The sequence below is a fragment of the Pseudomonas sp. G5(2012) genome, from assembly GCF_000408945.1.
GTDB lineage: Bacteria > Pseudomonadota > Gammaproteobacteria > Pseudomonadales > Pseudomonadaceae > Aquipseudomonas > Aquipseudomonas umsongensis.
In genome coordinates this window covers 21,006-38,214 of the sequence record NZ_APIO01000031.1, presented here as the reverse complement: position 1 = coordinate 38,214, position 17,209 = coordinate 21,006, and the positions used below count along the sequence as shown (strand labels likewise).

The window sequence follows — 17,209 nt, the reverse complement described above, 5'->3', positions numbered from 1 at the left end:
CAACGATCAGATGTGCAAGCCCCACAAACCAATGTGGGAGCGAGCCTGCTCGCGAAAGCGGCGAAACAGTCAAAGAAGATGTTGACTGTTACGACCCCTTCGCGAGCAGGCTCGCTCCCACAGGGTTAGTGCAGTCCTTGGTCAGGCGTAGTAGTCGACGGCGCTGGAGCCGATGACATGAGTGGCCGTTGCAGCCACTTCGGTGATGCTCGGGGTAATCTCGTCATCCATCGAATCAAGGCGACCGCCGCCAGCACTGGCGCGTCCACTCTGCGCCTGCTGATGTTGCGCCTGGTCCTGGGATCCCCGGGACTGGTCCGAGACGTTGACGTCAACCTGGCCCATGCCCTGCTGGGTGAACATGTCGCGCAAACGCTGCATCTGCCCGTCCAGCGCTTCACGCACGCCCGGATGCGCGCTCATGAACGTCACCTGGGTCTGCTGATCGGGCACCATGTTCACCCGAATGTCGAGACGGCCGAGTTCGGCCGGCTGCAACTGGATGTCGGCCGCCTTGAGATTGGCGCTGGACAGGTACATGACCCGATTCACCACTTCTTCCGTCCAACCGCTCTGATGCATCGCGATGGGCTGGTTGACCGGCAGGGCGTTGGCGGTTTTTGGCGTCGCTGCCTGGGTCAGTGCCGCCAGGCGGTCGGCGAAATCGTCGACCCGGGTATCGCTGCTGGCAGACTTGAGGTCCTTGAGCCCATCATCGATCAGGCCACTGAAGGCCTGGTCGCCGCCCTGGTCGGTACTGTCCATGTCGGTTTGCACGTCGAGCATGTTCGCCATGCCAGCGGCGAAGGTCTGCGCCGCCGTCCGTTCACCGTCGACCTCGGTCGGAGCTGCCTTGGGTTGTGCCTGGCTTGAGGCCGAGACATGGCCACTCTGCTCCATGGCCATGCGCAGGGCTGGCAGGGCGTCCAGTGGGTCGGCTTCGGGATCGAATCCTGTGTCAGTGGCGGGGACGATTGGCGGGATGACCGCCGCAACGGGCGCTTCGACGGCTGGTTGATCAGCCACAACAGGCGCCGCGATGACAGGCACCTCGACAGGATCAACCGGCGCAGCTTCGACGCCCCCTGCCTGTTCGTCCGTCGCATCGGCGCTGTCCTGCTTGTCGTCGGCTTGCGCCGGCTTGTCGGCGGGCAAGCTTTTGCCGCTATCGGCAACGACAGGCTTCTCGGCGGCAGCGTTATCCTTGACGTCGTCCTTTTTACCGAGGCTGTCGGCAGCCTTGTGAGGTTGTGGTTTCGAAGGTCCGTCAGCAGCCGGGTTCCGGCCTTGTGCGGCGTACACCTGAGAGAAGCTCGACGCCTTGTCCCCGGGCTCGGCGGCGACCTTCGTGGAAGGGGCGGCGGCGGCCTGACTCTTGGCCTGAGCGGCGGCCTGAAGAAGAGAATTTGGGGTAAAGGGCATTTAACGGTCTCCGCTGCACTGGGATCGTAGGTACAGTTGCAAGAGTTAATAGCAAGGGGCGGGCCAGTTTCGCCTGATGGCGACGAAAAGCGTCTTGCGCCTCAGCTTTCCGCCAGGGACCGTTGCCGCTCAGCTTCGTAAAGAGGCCGAACGATCGCGAACTCAAGGTCGATTGCAGTGATCAGCTCCTGGATTTCGGAGGGCGAAAGCTTTTCAGCATTTTTCTCAAGTTCGCCACATAGCGCGACAAGCTTGACGGCGCCCATGTTGCTGCTGCTGCCTTTGAAGCTGTGCGCCACGTCTACGAGCTGCGCAGCTCTCCCTGCCTCGCGCAACGCTTGAAGGCGCTCTTCGGAATCGGCGAGAAAGGTATCCAGCAACTGCGGATACGCGTCCTCCATGACCTCGCGCAACTCGTTCAGCGCGTCGAGGTCCAGATGTTCATCAGCCACTTGTTCGCTCCTTGATCAAGAATTTATGGATTATGCCAGAGCCTTCCAGAGAAACTCCACGCGGGCACTTCGACCATCGTCAGACCAGCTTGCATTATGACCCAACTGACGGATCAGACTGACTCCACGTCCAGACAGACGGACAGGATCGACAGGACGTTCCAGTACCCGCCCGACATCAAATCCCTTGCCGCTGTCCTCGACGCGAATTGCCAGGCATCCACCCTCGCCTTGCGGGGTAACCTGTAAATGAACCCGGACATAACCGTCCTCAAGCTCGTCCAGGCGTGCATTGCGTTGTTGATAATAGCGGGTGAAACCCGACACATCGCGTTTAAGGCTGGAATCCAGGCCTAGCACTCCATGCTCCAGGGCGTTGGAGTACAACTCGGCCAGTACGCTGTAGAGCGCCCCGCTTTGAGCCCGCAGACCGTGCACTTCCTGCAGCAGTTGCAAGAGATGGGGCAACGGATTGAAGCGCTTGAGCGTCGCAGCGCGAAACTCGAAACTGGCCGACCAGTCCAGAGGGCAGGACTGGCCACTGTCGGAATAGATCGGCAGCGGCGGGCTCGCCTGAGTGGGCGCAGGCAGGCTGACCTCGACCATGCTGACGTCGTCGCGCGCCTCACCACGAAAGTCCCGAAGCGCCTGCTCGATATCCTCGAACAAGGTGTCGGGTTGACGATTGGCGGCAAATACCTGCTGCAACCGCTGCACACCAAACAGCTGGTCATCGGCGTCGCAGGTATCGATCACCCCGTCGGACAACAGGAATATCCGATCACCCGGGGCCATCGGAAACACTTCGGTGCGATCATCGAAGGTAGGCGGGCTCAGCACCCCCAGTGGCAAATGCCGCGCGGTCAGTGGCGTTCGCTCGCCGCTGGCAACGCTGTACAGGTAGCCGTCCGGCATGCCGCCGTTCCAGACCTCCACCGAGTGATTCTGGGCACTCAGGCACAGCATCGTGGCGCAGCAAAACATGTCCACCGGCAGGATACGCTTGAGCTTGGCATTCATCTCGCGCAGGGTTTCCGCCAGGCCGTAGCCCTTGGCGGTCATGCCGTAGAAGACTTCGGCCAGGGGCATGGCGCCAACGGCGGCGGGCAGGCCATGGCCGGTGAAATCGCCGAGCAGCACATGCATGTCCCCTGCCGGGGTGAAGGCGGCCAACAGCAAGTCGCCGTTGAACAATGCGTAAGGCGATTGCAGGTAGCGGATATTGGGCGCATTCAGGCAGCCGGAATGAGCCACCTTGTCGAACACCGCCTTGGCCACGCGCTGTTCGTTGAGCAAGTATTCGTGGTGCCTGGCGATCTGGTCGCGCTGCTGTACAACGGTGGCCTGCAAGCGCCGCAAGCGGTCCATCGCCTTTATTTTGGCGGCAAGAATCACCTGGTTGTACGGTTTTGCCAGAAAATCGTCACCCCCGACTTCCAGGCAACGAGCCAATGCCTGGTTTTCCGACAGTGAGGTGAGGAAGATGATCGGAACCAGGGTTTCCCCGGCCAATGCCTTGATTTGCGCGGCCGCCTCGAAGCCATCCATCACCGGCATCATCGCGTCCATCAACACCAGCTGCGGGCGTTGCTGGCGAAATATTTCCACCGCTTCGGCACCGTTGGCGGCCGTTAGCACTTGATGCCCCTGACGGCGCACGATGCTCGACAACAGCATGCGATCGGCCGCGCTGTCTTCGGCGATCAGGATCGTCAGCGATTCGAGTGCCGGTTGCACAGTGATCAACTGATGTCGAACAGCTTGTCGAAGTTGGAAATGGCGAGGATTTTCCTCACGTCGCAATTGCTGTTGACCACGCGAATATCGGAATCGTCGCCGCCAGCGTGATCTCGCAACAGCAGCAACATGCCCAGGGCGGAACTGTCGAGGTAGGTGGCTTCCTTCAGATCGACGACGACTTCGGCGAGCGCCTTGTCTTCGTAGGATTGACGAAATTCCTGATGCTTGGCGAAATCGAATCGTCCCTTGACCGATATCGTCAGCTTTTGCCCATCCGGGGACACTTCTGAAACGACTGACATGTCATGGCTTCCTTGTCGTTGGTAAACCTTCTTGTACAAGGTTTAGCATTGGGTAGAGGTTGGGGCAAGGCAGGATATTTTTGGAGGCCTTGAGCCCCCACAGGTTGACCGCCTTTCTCCTGTGGGAGCGAGCCTGCTCGCGAAGAACGATAACGCGTTCCATATGACTCAATACGCATCATGGCGCGGCAACCGCTGGGACAGTTCATCCAGCAGCTTTTGCTCGCGCTTGTCCTCCAGCGCCCGCGCTTCGTCCTGGTAGCGCTGGACCAGTTTGCGCAAGCCTTCTACCCGGGCGAACGCCTGCTGCCAGGTGTCGCGCGCCTTGTTCAGGTTGTTCTGGTGCCAGGCCAGGCTTTGCCGCTGTTGATCGATGGCCGTGCCCAACTGCGCGAGAAAGCCCTGGTAGCCCAGCAGCCATTGGCCGGACACGCCACTGCTGCCGCGTACGATCCACTGTTCCTGATAGTCGAGCCGAAAGGCTTCGAGGTCGGCCAGCTTGCTTTCGGCCAGGCGCACTTGCCCCTGGAAGTGTCCCAGGCGCTGGACCGCGGTTTTCTCGGCCTTCTCGGCCATTTCCACCACGGGAGCCAGGCGGCCCGCCCGAGTCTGGGCCATGGCCGGTTAACCGCCCGCCGCGGGCGCGAAGATCGACGCGAGATACGCCTCGCTTTCGCCCAGGCTGATGCTGTCGTTGAGGCCCTGGCGCAGGTATTTGACCAGTTGCGGCTGCAGGGAAATCGCCAGGTCGGTCTCGCGGTCACCGCCGGCGACGTAGGCGCCGACACTGATCAGGTCGCGGCTCTGCTGGTAGCGCGACCACAACTGCTTGAAGTACTGCGCGCGAGTCATGTGCTCCGGCGAGACTACCGCCGGCATGACCCGGCTGATGGACGCCTCGATATCGATGGCCGGGTAATGGCCTTCCTCGGCCAGGCGCCGCGACAGCACGATGTGCCCGTCGAGCACGCCCCGCGCCGAGTCGGCAATCGGGTCCTGCTGGTCGTCGCCTTCGGACAGCACGGTATAGAACGCGGTGATCGAGCCACCGCCCTTCTCGGCATTGCCCGCGCGCTCTACCAGTTTCGGCAACTTGGCGAACACCGAGGGCGGATAACCCTTGGTCGCCGGTGGCTCGCCAATGGCCAGGGCAATTTCCCGCTGGGCCTGGGCGAAACGCGTCAGCGAATCCATCAGCAGCAGCACGTTCTTGCCCTTGTCGCGGAAATACTCGGCGATTCGCGTGCAATACATGGCGGCGCGCAGACGCATCAGGGGTGCATCGTCGGCGGGCGACGCCACCACCACCGAGCGCTTGAGCCCTTCTTCACCGAGGATGTGCTCGATGAACTCCTTGACCTCTCGACCACGCTCACCGATCAGGCCGACGACGATGATGTCGGCCTCGGTGAAGCGCGTCATCATGCCCAGCAGTACGGATTTACCAACGCCGGTACCGGCGAACAGGCCAAGCCGCTGACCGCGCCCGACCGTCAACATGCCATTGATGCAGCGAATGCCCACATCCAGGGGCTCGCTGATCGGCTCGCGCTTGAGCGGGTTGATGGTCGGGCCGTCCATCGGCACCCAGTCTTCGGCCTTCATTCCGCCCTTGCCATCCAGGGCGCGGCCAGCACCGTCGAGTACGCGCCCGAGCATGCTCATGCCCATCGGCAAGCGACCGCTGTCGGAGAGGGGCACCACCCGGGCACCTGGGGCAATGCCGGCCACGCTGCCCACCGGCATCAAAAACACCTTACTGCCGGAAAAGCCCATGACTTCGGCTTCGACCTGCACGGGATGATAGCTGTCATCGTTGATGACCATGCAGCGGCTGCCCATGGCCGCGCGCAAGCCCTCGGCTTCCAGGGTCAGGCCGACCATGCGCAACAGGCGGCCTTCGAGGATCGGTGCGCCGGCCAGTTCGATCGCCCCGGCGTAACTGCCCAGGCGCTTGGCGAAACTGGTGCGCTTAAGGTGCATCGGGAACCGCCACAGGATTGCTTGCACTGGACAGATCGATGCTCAGATCCGGCGCCGCCGGGTGCAAGGCCTGCTCGTGAAGCTGGTCGAACAGCTTGTCCATCACCTGCCCCACACGGGTTTCGACCGTGGCATCGATGCGGCTGTGTTCGGTTTCGACTCTGCAACCACCGGGCAACAGCGCTTCGTCCTCGACGATGCGCCAGGTTTCCTCATGTCGCTCGCGCAGGGCTTTGACCTGTTCGAAATCCTGCGGATTGATGTACAGCCGCACGTTGTTGACGCCCAACGGCAACAGCTTGAGGGCTTCGCGCATCACATGTTCGATCTGCGTCGAGTCCATGGCCAGTTCGCGCTGGATCACCTGTTTGGTCATGTGCCGCACCAGTTCGACCAGGGACTTTTCAATCTGCGTGTCTTGTTCGGCGATGGGTTCGAACAGATGCGCCATCAACTTTTCAAGCGCGGCAACTTTGGCCGCCAACGCCGCATCAGCTTCCTGACGAACCTTGAGCGTGGTGCTATGGAACCCTTCTTTTTCGCCCACCGCGAAACCTTCGTTATAGGCTTCCTGGCGAATGCTCTCGAGCTCTTCGAGGGTCAGTGGCTGGACCTCTTCGAGCGGCACCTCCTCCATTTCCGGCGGCTCGGGTTCGGGCTCGGGCTCCGGCTCAGGGGCCGGCGGATCGAAGCTGGGCAGCGCCCAGGTATCGAAACCTCCGACATCCCTGGCGCGGATCAGGTCAGAGGGCAGCTCGTCATTCTTGGCCATGGCGTTAGATCATTTCCTCGCCGCCCTTGCCGCCGAGCACGATTTCGCCCGCTTCGGCCATGCGACGGGCAATGGTGAGGATTTCCTTCTGCGCGGTTTCCACATCGCTGACACGCACCGGGCCCTTGGCCTCGAGATCGTCGCGCAACAGTTCGGCCGCACGCTTGGACATGTTCTTGAAGATCTTCTCCTTGACGCTTTCGTCCGAGCCCTTGAGGGCCAGCACCAGCACGTCGGAGGACACTTCGCGCAGCAACGCCTGGATACCGCGATCGTCGACATCGGCCAGGTTGTTGAACACGAACATGAGGTCTTCGATCTGACCGGACAGGTCCTCATCCACTTCGCGGATCGAGTCCATGAGCTGGCCTTCGATCGAGCTGTCGAGGAAGTTCATGATGTCAGCTGCGCGCTTGATGCCGCCCAGGCTGGTGCGCGAAGCATTGGAGTTGCCGGAGAACTGCTTCTCGAGAATCTGGTTAAGTTCCTTGAGGGCCGCAGGCTGCACGGTGTTGAGCGAGGAAACCCGCAGGATGATGTCCAGGCGCACCTTATGGTCGAAGTTGCCCAGCACTTCACCGGCCTGATCTGGATCGAGGTACGCCACCACGATCGCCTGGATCTGCGGGTGCTCGTAGCGGATCACGTCGGCGACCGCGCGCGGCTCCATCCATTTCAGGCTGTCCAGGCCGCTGGTATTGCCACCCAGGAGGATGCGATCGATCAGGCCGTTCGCCTTGTCCTCGCCCAGGGCCTGGGTGAGCATTTTGCGCACGTAGTCATCGGAACCGACGCCCAGGCTGGTCTGGTCGCCGACGATGTCGACAAACTCGCTCATCACCTGCTCGACCTGCTCACGGTGCACGTTACCCATCTGCGCCATGGCCACGCCGACACGCTGGACCTCTTTGGGCCCCATGTGGCGCAACACCTGGGCAGCGTCGGTTGAGCCCAGCGACAGCAGCAGGATCGCGGCTTTGTCGACCTTGCTCAGTTTGGCGGCAATGGCTCGGTTATCACTCATCTGCGTTAATCCACTCTTTCACGACCTGGGCGACACGGCCCGGGTCTTCTGCCACCAGACTCTTGATTGCGTTCAACTGCGCGTCATAGCCTTCGCTCGGGCTCGGCAGCAGGATGCTGGTCGGGCCACCGAGGCTGATACGGTCATTGGCCAGTTCGCCGTCCAGGCCGCCCATGCCGCCGAGCTCGACGTCGCTGCCGATGCCCGGCAACTGCTTGCCTTTGCCGCCACCGGTGATGTTGTTGAGCACCGGACGCAACACACCGAACACCAGCACCAAAATGAACAGGACGCCCAACAGCTGCTTGACGATGTCCCAGAACCACGGCTGGGAGTAGAACGGCACATCGGCAATCACTTCACCGCGCTCGGTGGAGAACGGCATGTTGATCACGCTGACGCTGTCGCCACGACTGGCATCGAAGCCGACCGCGTCCTGCACCAGGCGGGTGAAACGGGCCAGCTCATCGGCGCTCCAAGGCGCACGGGCGATCTCACCGTTGGCCGGGTTGATCTTGACCTGGTCATCGACCACCACCGAGACCGACAGGCGATTCAATCGCCCTTGCTGTTGCTTGGTGTGGCTGATGGAGCGGTCGAGCTCGAAGTTCTTGGTCGATTGCTGGCGCTTGTCCGCCGGATACGGTGCGAGCATTGGCTGGCCGGTGGCCGGATCCATGACCTGCTGGCCGTTGGCATCGAGCAATGGCTGGCCTGGCTGTACCATGCCGGCCGACGCCGTGGCGCCACCGGTGGTTTGCGGCGCCGAGGCTGGCGACGGCGGCTGGTTGCTCAGGGCACCCGGCACACCTTGCGGGCCGTTACTGGCGGTGCGCTGTTCGTTCACCGACTGCTCGCTACGCAATGCCGGCTGGTCGGGGTTGAATTGTTCGGAGGTGGACTCGACAGCGCTGAAGTCGACATCCGCCGAGACTTCGGCCTTGTAGCGGTCGTTGCCCAGCACCGGTTGCAGAATGTTGTGCACGCGCTGGGTGAGCATGCTCTCCATGCGGCGGCTGTAATCGAATTGCTTGCCGGCCATGGTCAGTTCGGAGTTTTCCGCCTGATCGGACAGCAGGTTACCTTTCTGGTCGACAACGGTGATCTGCGACTTGCTGAGTTCGGGTACGCTGGTCGCCACCAGATTGATGATGGCCACGACCTGCCCCGGCTCCAGCGAACGCCCGGAATACAGCTCGACCAACACCGAAGCGCTGGGCTTGCGCTCGTCGCGCACGAACACCGAACTTTTCGGGATCGCCAGGTGCACGCGGGCACCCTTGACATTGTTCAGACTGGAAATGGTGCGCGCCAGTTCGCCTTCAAGGCCGCGACGATAACGGGTCGCCTCCATGAACTGACTGGTGCCCAGGCCCTGTTCCTTGTCGAGGATTTCAAAACCGATGTTGCCATCGCTGGGAGTGACACCAGCGCCCGCGAGCTTGAGACGCGCACGGGACAGGTCTTCGGCCTTGACCAGCAAGGCGCCGGAATTGGGTTCCACGGTATAGGCAATATCGGCGGCAGCCAGGGTGTCCATCACCTGCTTGGCGTCCATGCCGGCAAGGCTGCCGTACAACGGACGGTAATCCGGCTGCTGGGACCACAACACCACGGCAAAGCCAATCGCCACGCTCGCGGCCAGGCCGACCAACAGCCCCACCTGGCGCAGCATGGTCATCTCGGAGAGGTTTTCCAGGAAGGACAACCCGAACAGCGGCGGTTTGCCGTCTACGGAGTTGGCCTTGGCCGGAACATTGTCAGCGATAGCATCTGCCATGACTCAATCTCGTCCTTAAACCGGCATCTGCATGATGTCCTGATACGCCTGAACCAGCTTGTTGCGCACCTGGGTCAATGCCTGGAAAGACACGCTGGCCTTCTGCGAGGAAATCATCACGTCCGTCAGGTCGACACCGCTCTTGCCGATCTCGAAGGCGTTGGCCAACGACGTGGAAGCCTGCTGGGTGTCGTTGACCTTGTTGACGGCCTGACCGAGCATGTCGGCAAAGCTGCTGCCATTCAATTCAGGGACGGCGGCAGTCGATTTCGGCGCAGACATGGCGTCCATTTGCATGGCCCGCATATCCAGCATCAATCGATTGAATTCAATACCTTGGCTCATGCTCTACTCTCTCTGGCGGCCCGCAATTTTTTGACGCTCACTCAGCGGGTAACGAGGTGTTAGCAACAAGGGTGCCAGCTCAGCGTCTACCTCAAACAAAACCGGCAGCGCCCCCCCTCCCGTAGGAGCGAGGCTTGCCCGCGAACCAGACACCACGGTATTTCTGGTAGACCGCGTCATCGTTCTTCGCGGGCAAGCCTCGCTCCTACAGGCGAAGAACGAACGCGGTATTACAGATACACCGCAGCGCCTGGTTCGCCGGCAAGCCTGGCTCCTACGGGAGAACCGGGCGTCACGGTGGGTCAGGTGGCAAACAAATACGCTTCCACGTCCATTCCGGCATCGCGCATCTGCGCCAGCTTGTAGCGCAAGGTGCGCGGGCTGATGCCCAGGCGCTCGGCGGCCTCTTTGCGGCGGCCGCGCTCGGTGCGCAAGGTGTCGATGATCATCTGGAACTCACGGCGCCGCAGGTCGTCGCCCAACCCGCCGCCAGATTCGGCCTCGACCGCCCGCACTGTCGTCGGCGCGGGCGCCAATGCCGGCAACGGTGCGCAGGCGATCGGTCCGTTCAGGCAGAAATCCTGCGGCTCGATCACCCCGCCCTGCTGCAGGATCAACGCACGCTGCAGCGCATTGTCCAGTTCACGCACGTTGCCCGGCCACGGATAAGCGATCAGGCACGCCTGGGCCGCGGGCGACAGCCTGGCCGCGGCATGCTTCATTTTATTGACGTGCCTGGCCAACAGTCGCTCGGCCAGCGGCAGGATATCGGCGGTGCGCTCGCGCAACGGCCGCCAGGCCAGCGGGAACACCGACAGGCGATAGTACAGGTCTTCACGAAAACGCCCCGCCGCCACCTCACCCGCCAAGTCCCGGTTGGTGGTCGCGACCACGCGGATATCCAGGGCTATCGGCTTGCGCGCACCTACTCGCTCAACCTCGCGCTCCTGCAGCACCCGCAGCAACTTGGCCTGCAACCCCAAGGGCATTTCGGAAATTTCATCGAGCAGGATCGTCCCGCCATCGGCCTGTTCGAACTTGCCGGCCTGCGCCGCGATGGCGCCGGTGAACGAGCCCTTTTCGTGCCCGAAGAGCGTAGCCTCCAGCATGTTGTCCGGAATCGCCGCGCAGTTGATCGCAATGAACGGCTGACTGGCCCGATGAGAGTGCTGGTGAATGTAGCGCGCCAGCACTTCCTTGCCGGTGCCGGACTCACCGGAGATCAGCACCGTGGAATCACTGCGCGCCACCCGCGCGGCCAACTCCAGCAACTGTGCACTGGCCGGCTCGAACGCCACGGGCCCTTCGCCATCGGTGGCGCCGACCCTACCCTGGGCGTGCCGTGCGACCAGGTCGAGCAGCGCCTTGGGCTCGAACGGCTTGACCAGGTAATCCGCCGCCCCTTGGCGCATCGCATCCACCGCGCGCTCGACGGCACCGTGCGCCGTCATCAGCAGCACCGGCAGTTGCGGCTGTCGCGCCCGCAGCAAAGCGAGCAACTGATGACCATCCATGCCCGGCATGTTGACGTCGCTGACCACCAGATTAAACGCTTCGGCCGCCGCAGCTTCCAGGGCTTCCTGCGCCGACGCCACGGCCTTGTAATCGTGGCCGGCGAGCAACAGCGTGTCTGCCAGCGCCTCGCGCAACGCGCGGTCGTCCTCGACCAGTAGAACCTTGATAGCCATGAGCTTCACTCCACTCCCTGGGCGCTGTCAAAAAGCGGTAGCACTACCTGCGCACAGGTGCCGCGACCGATCCGCGAGCGCAAGCGCAACTCGCCCTGGTGCGCCCTTGCGACTGCCTTGACCACGGTCAGGCCGAGACCGGTGCCCGTGGCCTTGGTGGTAAAAAACGGCTCCCCCAGACGCGCCAACACCGCTTCGTCGATACCGCTGCCGCTATCGCTGACGCACAAGCACAGGTTATTGCCACGGGTGTAGAGGTGCACCTTCAAGCGCACGTCAGCGGCACTGGCCTGAATGGCGTTTTCGATCAGATTGAGGACCGCACCCACCAGGGTGTCGCGATTGCACAGCAGTTCGCCGGCATGGGCGTCGCATTGCCAGCGAATCGGCAAGTCCTGCACATGTGCCAGTGCCGCCGCCTGCAGCGCCTGCATCAGCTGCGCCGGCGTCACGCGGTCGGTCAATGGCAGCTCGCCGCGTGCGAACACCAGCATGTCGCGCACCTGATGTTCCAGCTCATGCAAGCGCTCCTTGAGCCGCCCGGCAAAGCGTTGCTGGGTGGCCACCGGCAGCGTCTGCTCGGTCAAGTGACTGGCGTAGAGCAAGGCCGCGGACAACGGCGTGCGAATCTGATGCGCCAGCGACGCCACCATGCGCCCCAGGGAAGACAGGCGTTCGTGGCGCGCCAGTTGATCTTGCAGATGACGGGTCTCGGTCAGGTCGTTGAGCAGCACCAACTGGCCAGGCTCGGCATCCAGCGAACGGGTGGCAATCGACAGGCGCCGACCATCCTTGAGGGAGACTTCATGACCGTCGTCTTCACGGGGCGCAAAGCAACGGGCAATGACCTGCCGCCACAGCTCACCTTCGAGGGGCAGGCCGAGCAGTTCGCACGCCGCCGGATTGGCTTCGCGCACGATGCCCTGGGCGTCGATGACGATGATGCCACCAGGCAAGAGGTCGAGCAGATGTTGCAGGCGATTGGCCAGGCGTTCTTTCTCTGCAAGCTCCTGCATGCGCTGGGCGCTGACCACCGCCAACTCACCCTTGAGCTCGGTCACCCGGGCTTCGAGCATGCTGTAGGAGTTGGTCAATTGGCTCGACATCTGGTTGAACAGGGCAAACGCCTGCTCAAGGCCAAGCCGGCTCGCCTGCTCTACCGACGACGATTGCCCCAGGGCATCCCCCAAGGTATCGGGAGCAGGAGACATCTGGGCGGATGGGGGCATTGGGTGCTCTCTCGCTTGGCTGACCGTCAGTGAAACGGAACGTTGCGAGGGCTATAGCAATACCCGTGCCTAAAAAAAACTGCTTGAAAATGAACGGCTTGAAAAACAGGCGTCAATCATCCGCCTGTTCATCTCCGTCACGGCGACTCATGCCGTACTTGCGCATTTTTTCCACCAGCGTGGTCCGGCGGATACGCAGGCGCTCAGCGGCGCGCGCAACAATGCCATTGGCATCGTCCAGCGCTTGCTGGATCAGGCCTTGCTCCAGGCCACCGAGATAATCCTTCAGGTCCAGGCCTTCAGGTGGCAGCATCGCATGGGTGGTGAAGTCCGGCGTATGGCCGTTAATTGCCACCCGCTCTTCGAGATCGTTGCGCAGAGTGTCGACCAGTTGCTCGTCTTCATCGTCGACGTAACGGAATTTCTTCGGCAACTCGACCACGCCGATCACCCCGTATGGATGCATGATCGCCATGCGCTCCACCAGGTTGGCCAGCTCGCGGACGTTGCCCGGCCAGCCGTGACGGCACAGCGACATAATGGCCGCGGAGTTGAAGCGGATCGAACCGCGCTTCTCGTGCTCCATGCGCGAGATCAATTCGTTCATCAGCAACGGAATGTCTTCTACGCGCTCGCGCAGCGGCGCCATCTCGATCGGGAACACGTTCAGGCGGTAGTACAGGTCTTCGCGGAAGGTGCCGATCTCGATCATGCTTTCGAGATTCTTGTGGGTCGCCGCAATGATGCGCACATCGACGCTCTGGGTCTTGTTGCTGCCCACGCGCTCGAACGTACGCTCTTGCAACACACGCAGCAGCTTGACCTGCATCGGCAGTGGCATGTCGCCAATTTCGTCAAGGAACAGCGTGCCGCCATTGGCCAGCTCGAAACGCCCGGCACGGCTGGTGATCGCCCCGGTGAAAGCGCCCTTCTCATGCCCGAACAATTCGCTTTCCAGCAGCTCGGCCGGAATCGCCCCGCAATTGACCGGCACGAACGGTGCCTCGCGGCGCTTGGAGTGGTAATGCAGGTTGCGTGCGACCACTTCCTTGCCGGTCCCGGACTCACCGAGGATCAGCACGCTGGCATCGGTGTCGGCCACTTGCTGCATCATCTGGCGCACGTGCTGGATCGCCCGGCTGGTGCCGACGAGGCTGCGGAACAGATTGGGTTCACGATGCCGACCGCGCTCGCGGGCCTGGTCGTACATCTCGCGATAGACCTGGGCACGGTGCAGCGAATCGAGCAACTTGCTGTAGCTGGGTGGCATTTCCAGGGTCGACAGCACCCGGCGACGCTGGTCATCCGGCAGGTCGATGGAAGAATTATCGCCCATCAGCAAAATCGGAAGGAACTCATCCCATGTCGACAGTGTCTTTAACAAGCCCTGAAGCGAACCCGGAGCATTGACCGTCCCGATAAGGACACAGATCACTTCACGACTAGAAGATAAAGAGACGACAGCCTGCTGCCAGTCGTGGCTACCGCAGGGTAAATTTTCTTCGCCGAGAAAATTTAAAATCACCGCCAAGTCGCGGCGGCGAACGCTATCGTCATCGATTAGCAGAATTTTGGTTTCACGCCACATGCAATCGTAACTTCCCTAGTCGACCCGGTGCCCGAAATGAGTGGGCAAGCTAGACGCTTGCAGACCGTTAATGCCTGTAGACGCCCGAAATCTGGAAACAGCCACTAGTAAAGTCAAAAAACCGTTCACAGTCAAATTTATGGCGCAATAAGCACGGATTAAGCAGAAAATAATTAACCAAACAGATGGTAAACCTTTGCGGCACTCTTCGCTTGGTTGATCTGCGACATCTCATCGACTATCGCCTGACGCTCGCCCATCGTCACCGTCAATAAATCTTTGTACACCGCGAGCAAGCTCTCAAGGTGGGTGCGCAGCGCTTCTTCGTCGACGGGCGCTTCACTGAGCACCTCGTCCACGCATTCGCGGCAAGCCGAATCCAGCTCGCCGATCGCATCCCAGTTACGCGCGGCCAGCGCATCGATCAGCGCTTCGCGGGTTTGTTCGATCCGTTGCAGTGCTTGGCTCATTGCATCACCCTCGAAAATTTAACGAAGCGTCTCAAGGCGCAATTGCATCCCAACCTTCCTTGAGGTTACTGAGCAGCCCGGAGACCTCATCGAGAATGAGCGGATCACTCTTGATATTGGCCTCAGTCAGCCGACGCATCATGTAGTCGTAGAGGCTGTCGAGATCAGACAATGGTGTAGGTGACTTCTCAGGGTCCAACCCCTCACGCAGCCCTCCTACGATTGCCACCGCCTTGCCAATGCAAAGCCCTTTGGTAGCCGTGTCATTACGCTCCAGAGCGCCCTTGGCCTGGGCAATACGATCAAGTCCACCCTGCATCAGCATCTGGACGAGACGGTGAGGACTAGCCTCGGAAGTCTGAGCGTGCGAGTTGACACTTTGGTATTGACGCAGGGCTCTCATGGGGTTCATGTCTGACTCCTTGAAAAAACGATTATCTGGCATTCATCTGCTATGACGGGCTATCGACTTGAACGGATAAAACTTTAGCCATGGCCCGCATGGCAAAACGAAAAAACCCGGAGCGCCTGAAAAAGGATCCGGGTTTTTTCCATCTGGCGACCGTTAGTCGTCGCTGACTTTGTTCAACGCATTCAGCGTAGTCATGATGCTCTTGGAAGTCGCAGTCAATTGTGCGACCAAGGTATCCATGGCCGTGTACTTGGCAGTCAACGTAGTTTGCAGGTTCGCTATTCGACGATTCAGATCTTCCTGATCAACCTTGAGCGAGTCCAGGGAGTCAGTCAGGCTGGTCTGCCGCTGAGCCAGGACGCCATCGGATTTCGCGAAGGCATCGGTGGCACTCGTCATGCGACTGATAACGCCATTCTTGCCGGTGAACAGTTCGGCGACTTCGGAACCAAACGCTTTCACGCCCTTGTCCCACTTGGCATCATCGATAGTCAGCAAACCGGTGGTTTTGTCCGTGTTGATGCCCAGCTGCGAAAGCATGCTCAAGCCGCTGGTGCCTGCACCCGACTCCCCGGACACCAACTCATTCCGCACAGAAGTCACCAGGCTTCGCATCGTCGCATCACCTGTGAGCGCACCAGCGGTCGTAGTAGATCCACCTGTTGCGGTCGCCGTCGCCGACACCTTGGTTTGCGTGTTGATCGCCGTCATCAGCGCGTTATAAGCGGATACGAAAGCTTGCGCGGAGGTTTTCAACTGCGCGGTACTGCTAGACACCGTGATTGTGGATTTGCCTTCTGTCAGCAACTCCAGATTAACCCCACTGACCACCGAGGAAATGGAGTTGGAAGCAGACTCCATCTTCACATTATCAAGCGTGTACTCGGCATTCTGTGGGACGGTAGTGACCACATAATCCTTGGTCAACTCATCAGCGCCACTGAGGGTCAAATCAGTACCCTTGCCAGTCGTATTCGAACTCAAAACCAATCGGGAACCGTTGGCATCGGTCAGGATGTTGGCACTGATGTTCTTCGATTTGAGCTGGGTGTTGATCGCATCGCGCGTTTCTTGCAGGGTCGCACCAGGCTCGATGACCACACCGTAATCGTTGCCAGACTGAGAAATCGTCAACGTGGTCGCTACGGTACCGGAGTTGACCACGCTCGACGCGCCACCTGCAAACACGGTGGTAGAGACTTTTGAAGCCGTGGCCAGCTTGGTGACTTCCAGGGCGTAGGAACCATTGGTAGCCGCATCGTTGACCGTTGTCTTGGCGATTTTCTCGTCGGAAGAAGCGCCGGAAATACTACCAAAAGCAGTGGCCGTGTTGAGCTTGGCGATCGCCGCCCGGTACGTGTCAAGCGCACTTTTGATCACCGAGATCCCGGACAGCGTGGTGCTGGTCGAAGCAGTCTGCTTGTCGATCTGGGCTTGTTTCGGTGCTTTCTCGGCATCCACCAATGCGGTGACAATTTTCTGGGTGTCGATCCCCGAGCCTATGCCACTGACGGTTGAACTTGCCATGCTTTTTCTCCTTCCCGGAAGGTCGCCATGTTCTTGACGAACAATTCACCAATGCCAGCCACTATCAAAACACGTGCCAGCTTAAGCCTTTCCATCAAATAGAAGGCTACTGGCATCACTTAAACTCGCAGCCAATTTCAAAGCCGCTTCTGAAGGCAGCTGGCGGATGACTTCACCGCTTTCTGTCGCGATCACCTTGACCACGACCCTGCCGGTCGAGTCATCAATCGAGAAATCCAGGTTGCGCTTGCTGGACTGAACAAATTCTCGAATATCGGTTACCGCTTGTTCCAACTCTGCCCGCTTGGGCTTGTCCATCGACGCCGTTGCGCCCACATCGGTCGATGCCGAGAGTGGCGAAGGTTTTGGGCTGGTTGTCCCCTGCAATGCAGTCACAGACGGGGGCTGATTCATCTTGACGCTCATGTCCATTGCCATCACCTCAGATGAAAAATCAACGGAATGAATAAAAGGG

The 17,209-nt window shown here is 60.7% G+C and carries 17 protein-coding genes; all 17 read right to left on the bottom strand.

What is annotated here, in order from left to right; all coding sequences use genetic code 11:
• Positions 1-141: 141 nt before the first annotated feature.
• The 17 genes from PG5_RS09820 to PG5_RS09740 all read right to left on the bottom strand — a co-directional run bounded on the left by PG5_RS09820 (position 142) and on the right by PG5_RS09740 (position 17,166).
• Entirely contained in the window at positions 142-1,422 is a 1,281-nt protein-coding gene (locus tag PG5_RS09820) for a flagellar hook-length control protein FliK (protein ID WP_020796962.1), read from the bottom strand.
• Between the two features lie 101 nt (positions 1,423-1,523).
• Complete coding sequence (locus tag PG5_RS09815; RefSeq protein ID WP_020796961.1) at positions 1,524-1,874, bottom strand: Hpt domain-containing protein; 351 nt, start codon at positions 1,872-1,874, stop codon at positions 1,524-1,526.
• Between the two features lie 30 nt (positions 1,875-1,904).
• Positions 1,905-3,611, bottom strand: a complete 1,707-nt coding sequence (locus tag PG5_RS09810) for a fused response regulator/phosphatase (RefSeq protein WP_020796960.1) — start codon at positions 3,609-3,611, stop codon at positions 1,905-1,907.
• Positions 3,612-3,616: 5 nt separating this feature from the next.
• A complete protein-coding gene (locus tag PG5_RS09805) occupies positions 3,617-3,916 on the bottom strand; it encodes an STAS domain-containing protein (RefSeq protein WP_020796959.1) in 300 nt (99 codons plus the stop codon).
• A 168-nt stretch (positions 3,917-4,084) separates the two neighbouring features.
• Positions 4,085-4,534 carry a flagellar export protein FliJ gene (gene fliJ / locus PG5_RS09800; RefSeq protein WP_042955322.1) on the bottom strand — a complete coding sequence of 150 codons (450 nt, stop codon included), beginning with the start codon at positions 4,532-4,534 and terminating at the stop codon, positions 4,085-4,087.
• A 6-nt stretch (positions 4,535-4,540) separates the two neighbouring features.
• Positions 4,541-5,899, bottom strand: a complete 1,359-nt coding sequence (gene fliI / locus PG5_RS09795; protein WP_020796957.1) for a flagellar protein export ATPase FliI — start codon at positions 5,897-5,899, stop codon at positions 4,541-4,543.
• The gene (gene fliH / locus PG5_RS09790; RefSeq protein ID WP_020796956.1) at positions 5,889-6,671 is read right to left on the bottom strand and encodes a flagellar assembly protein FliH; all 783 of its coding nucleotides are present in this window, start codon (positions 6,669-6,671) and stop codon (positions 5,889-5,891) included. The genes fliI and fliH overlap by 11 nt, the downstream gene beginning before the upstream one ends.
• A 4-nt stretch (positions 6,672-6,675) precedes the next feature.
• Positions 6,676-7,695: a flagellar motor switch protein FliG gene (gene fliG, locus PG5_RS09785; protein ID WP_020796955.1), complete on the bottom strand. Its 1,020-nt coding sequence runs from the start codon at positions 7,693-7,695 to the stop codon at positions 6,676-6,678.
• Entirely contained in the window at positions 7,688-9,475 is a 1,788-nt protein-coding gene (gene fliF / locus PG5_RS09780) for a flagellar basal-body MS-ring/collar protein FliF (RefSeq protein WP_020796954.1), read from the bottom strand. Before fliF ends, fliG begins: the two co-directional genes overlap by 8 nt.
• A gap of 15 nt (positions 9,476-9,490) precedes the next feature.
• A complete protein-coding gene (gene fliE / locus PG5_RS09775; RefSeq protein WP_033044919.1) occupies positions 9,491-9,820 on the bottom strand; it encodes a flagellar hook-basal body complex protein FliE in 330 nt (109 codons plus the stop codon).
• 302 nt (positions 9,821-10,122) lie between these two features.
• Entirely contained in the window at positions 10,123-11,508 is a 1,386-nt protein-coding gene (locus tag PG5_RS09770; RefSeq protein ID WP_033044918.1) for a sigma-54 dependent transcriptional regulator, read from the bottom strand.
• Between the two features lie 5 nt (positions 11,509-11,513).
• Positions 11,514-12,719 (bottom strand): PAS domain-containing sensor histidine kinase, encoded by a 1,206-nt coding sequence (locus PG5_RS09765; RefSeq protein WP_020796950.1) that lies wholly within the window; start codon positions 12,717-12,719, stop codon positions 11,514-11,516.
• A 130-nt stretch (positions 12,720-12,849) separates the two neighbouring features.
• Positions 12,850-14,325, bottom strand: a complete 1,476-nt coding sequence (locus PG5_RS09760; RefSeq protein WP_020796949.1) for a sigma-54 dependent transcriptional regulator — start codon at positions 14,323-14,325, stop codon at positions 12,850-12,852.
• 173 nt (positions 14,326-14,498) lie between these two features.
• On the bottom strand, positions 14,499-14,795 hold the full coding sequence (gene fliT, locus PG5_RS09755) for a flagellar protein FliT (RefSeq protein WP_020796948.1): 297 nt from the start codon (positions 14,793-14,795) through the stop codon (positions 14,499-14,501).
• Between the two features lie 31 nt (positions 14,796-14,826).
• Positions 14,827-15,207, bottom strand: a complete 381-nt coding sequence (gene fliS, locus PG5_RS09750; RefSeq protein ID WP_042955320.1) for a flagellar export chaperone FliS — start codon at positions 15,205-15,207, stop codon at positions 14,827-14,829.
• 153 nt (positions 15,208-15,360) lie between these two features.
• Positions 15,361-16,734 carry a flagellar filament capping protein FliD gene (fliD, locus tag PG5_RS09745; RefSeq protein ID WP_020796946.1) on the bottom strand — a complete coding sequence of 458 codons (1,374 nt, stop codon included), beginning with the start codon at positions 16,732-16,734 and terminating at the stop codon, positions 15,361-15,363.
• An 81-nt stretch (positions 16,735-16,815) separates the two neighbouring features.
• Positions 16,816-17,166 (bottom strand): flagellar protein FlaG, encoded by a 351-nt coding sequence (locus PG5_RS09740; RefSeq protein WP_042955319.1) that lies wholly within the window; start codon positions 17,164-17,166, stop codon positions 16,816-16,818.
• Positions 17,167-17,209: the final 43 nt, after the last annotated feature.

Excerpts from the sequence above, each read along its gene's own strand:
- PG5_RS09740 (WP_042955319.1), bottom strand. The coding sequence starts at position 17,166 with ATGGACATGAGCGTCAAGATGAATCAGCCCCCGTCTGTGACTGCATTG.
- PG5_RS09805 (WP_020796959.1), bottom strand. The coding sequence starts at position 3,916 with ATGTCAGTCGTTTCAGAAGTGTCCCCGGATGGGCAAAAGCTGACGATA.
- fliI (WP_020796957.1), bottom strand. The coding sequence starts at position 5,899 with ATGCACCTTAAGCGCACCAGTTTCGCCAAGCGCCTGGGCAGTTACGCC.
- fliT (WP_020796948.1), bottom strand. The coding sequence starts at position 14,795 with ATGAGCCAAGCACTGCAACGGATCGAACAAACCCGCGAAGCGCTGATC.
- fliS (WP_042955320.1), bottom strand. The coding sequence starts at position 15,207 with ATGAACCCCATGAGAGCCCTGCGTCAATACCAAAGTGTCAACTCGCAC.
- fliH (WP_020796956.1), bottom strand. The coding sequence starts at position 6,671 with ATGGCCAAGAATGACGAGCTGCCCTCTGACCTGATCCGCGCCAGGGAT.
- PG5_RS09820 (WP_020796962.1), bottom strand. The coding sequence starts at position 1,422 with ATGCCCTTTACCCCAAATTCTCTTCTTCAGGCCGCCGCTCAGGCCAAG.
- PG5_RS09770 (WP_033044918.1), bottom strand. The coding sequence starts at position 11,508 with ATGGCTATCAAGGTTCTACTGGTCGAGGACGACCGCGCGTTGCGCGAG.
- fliJ (WP_042955322.1), bottom strand. The coding sequence starts at position 4,534 with ATGGCCCAGACTCGGGCGGGCCGCCTGGCTCCCGTGGTGGAAATGGCC.
- fliF (WP_020796954.1), bottom strand. The coding sequence starts at position 9,475 with ATGGCAGATGCTATCGCTGACAATGTTCCGGCCAAGGCCAACTCCGTA.
- PG5_RS09765 (WP_020796950.1), bottom strand. The coding sequence starts at position 12,719 with ATGTCTCCTGCTCCCGATACCTTGGGGGATGCCCTGGGGCAATCGTCG.
- PG5_RS09760 (WP_020796949.1), bottom strand. The coding sequence starts at position 14,325 with ATGTGGCGTGAAACCAAAATTCTGCTAATCGATGACGATAGCGTTCGC.
- fliD (WP_020796946.1), bottom strand. The coding sequence starts at position 16,734 with ATGGCAAGTTCAACCGTCAGTGGCATAGGCTCGGGGATCGACACCCAG.
- fliG (WP_020796955.1), bottom strand. The coding sequence starts at position 7,695 with ATGAGTGATAACCGAGCCATTGCCGCCAAACTGAGCAAGGTCGACAAA.
- fliE (WP_033044919.1), bottom strand. The coding sequence starts at position 9,820 with ATGAGCCAAGGTATTGAATTCAATCGATTGATGCTGGATATGCGGGCC.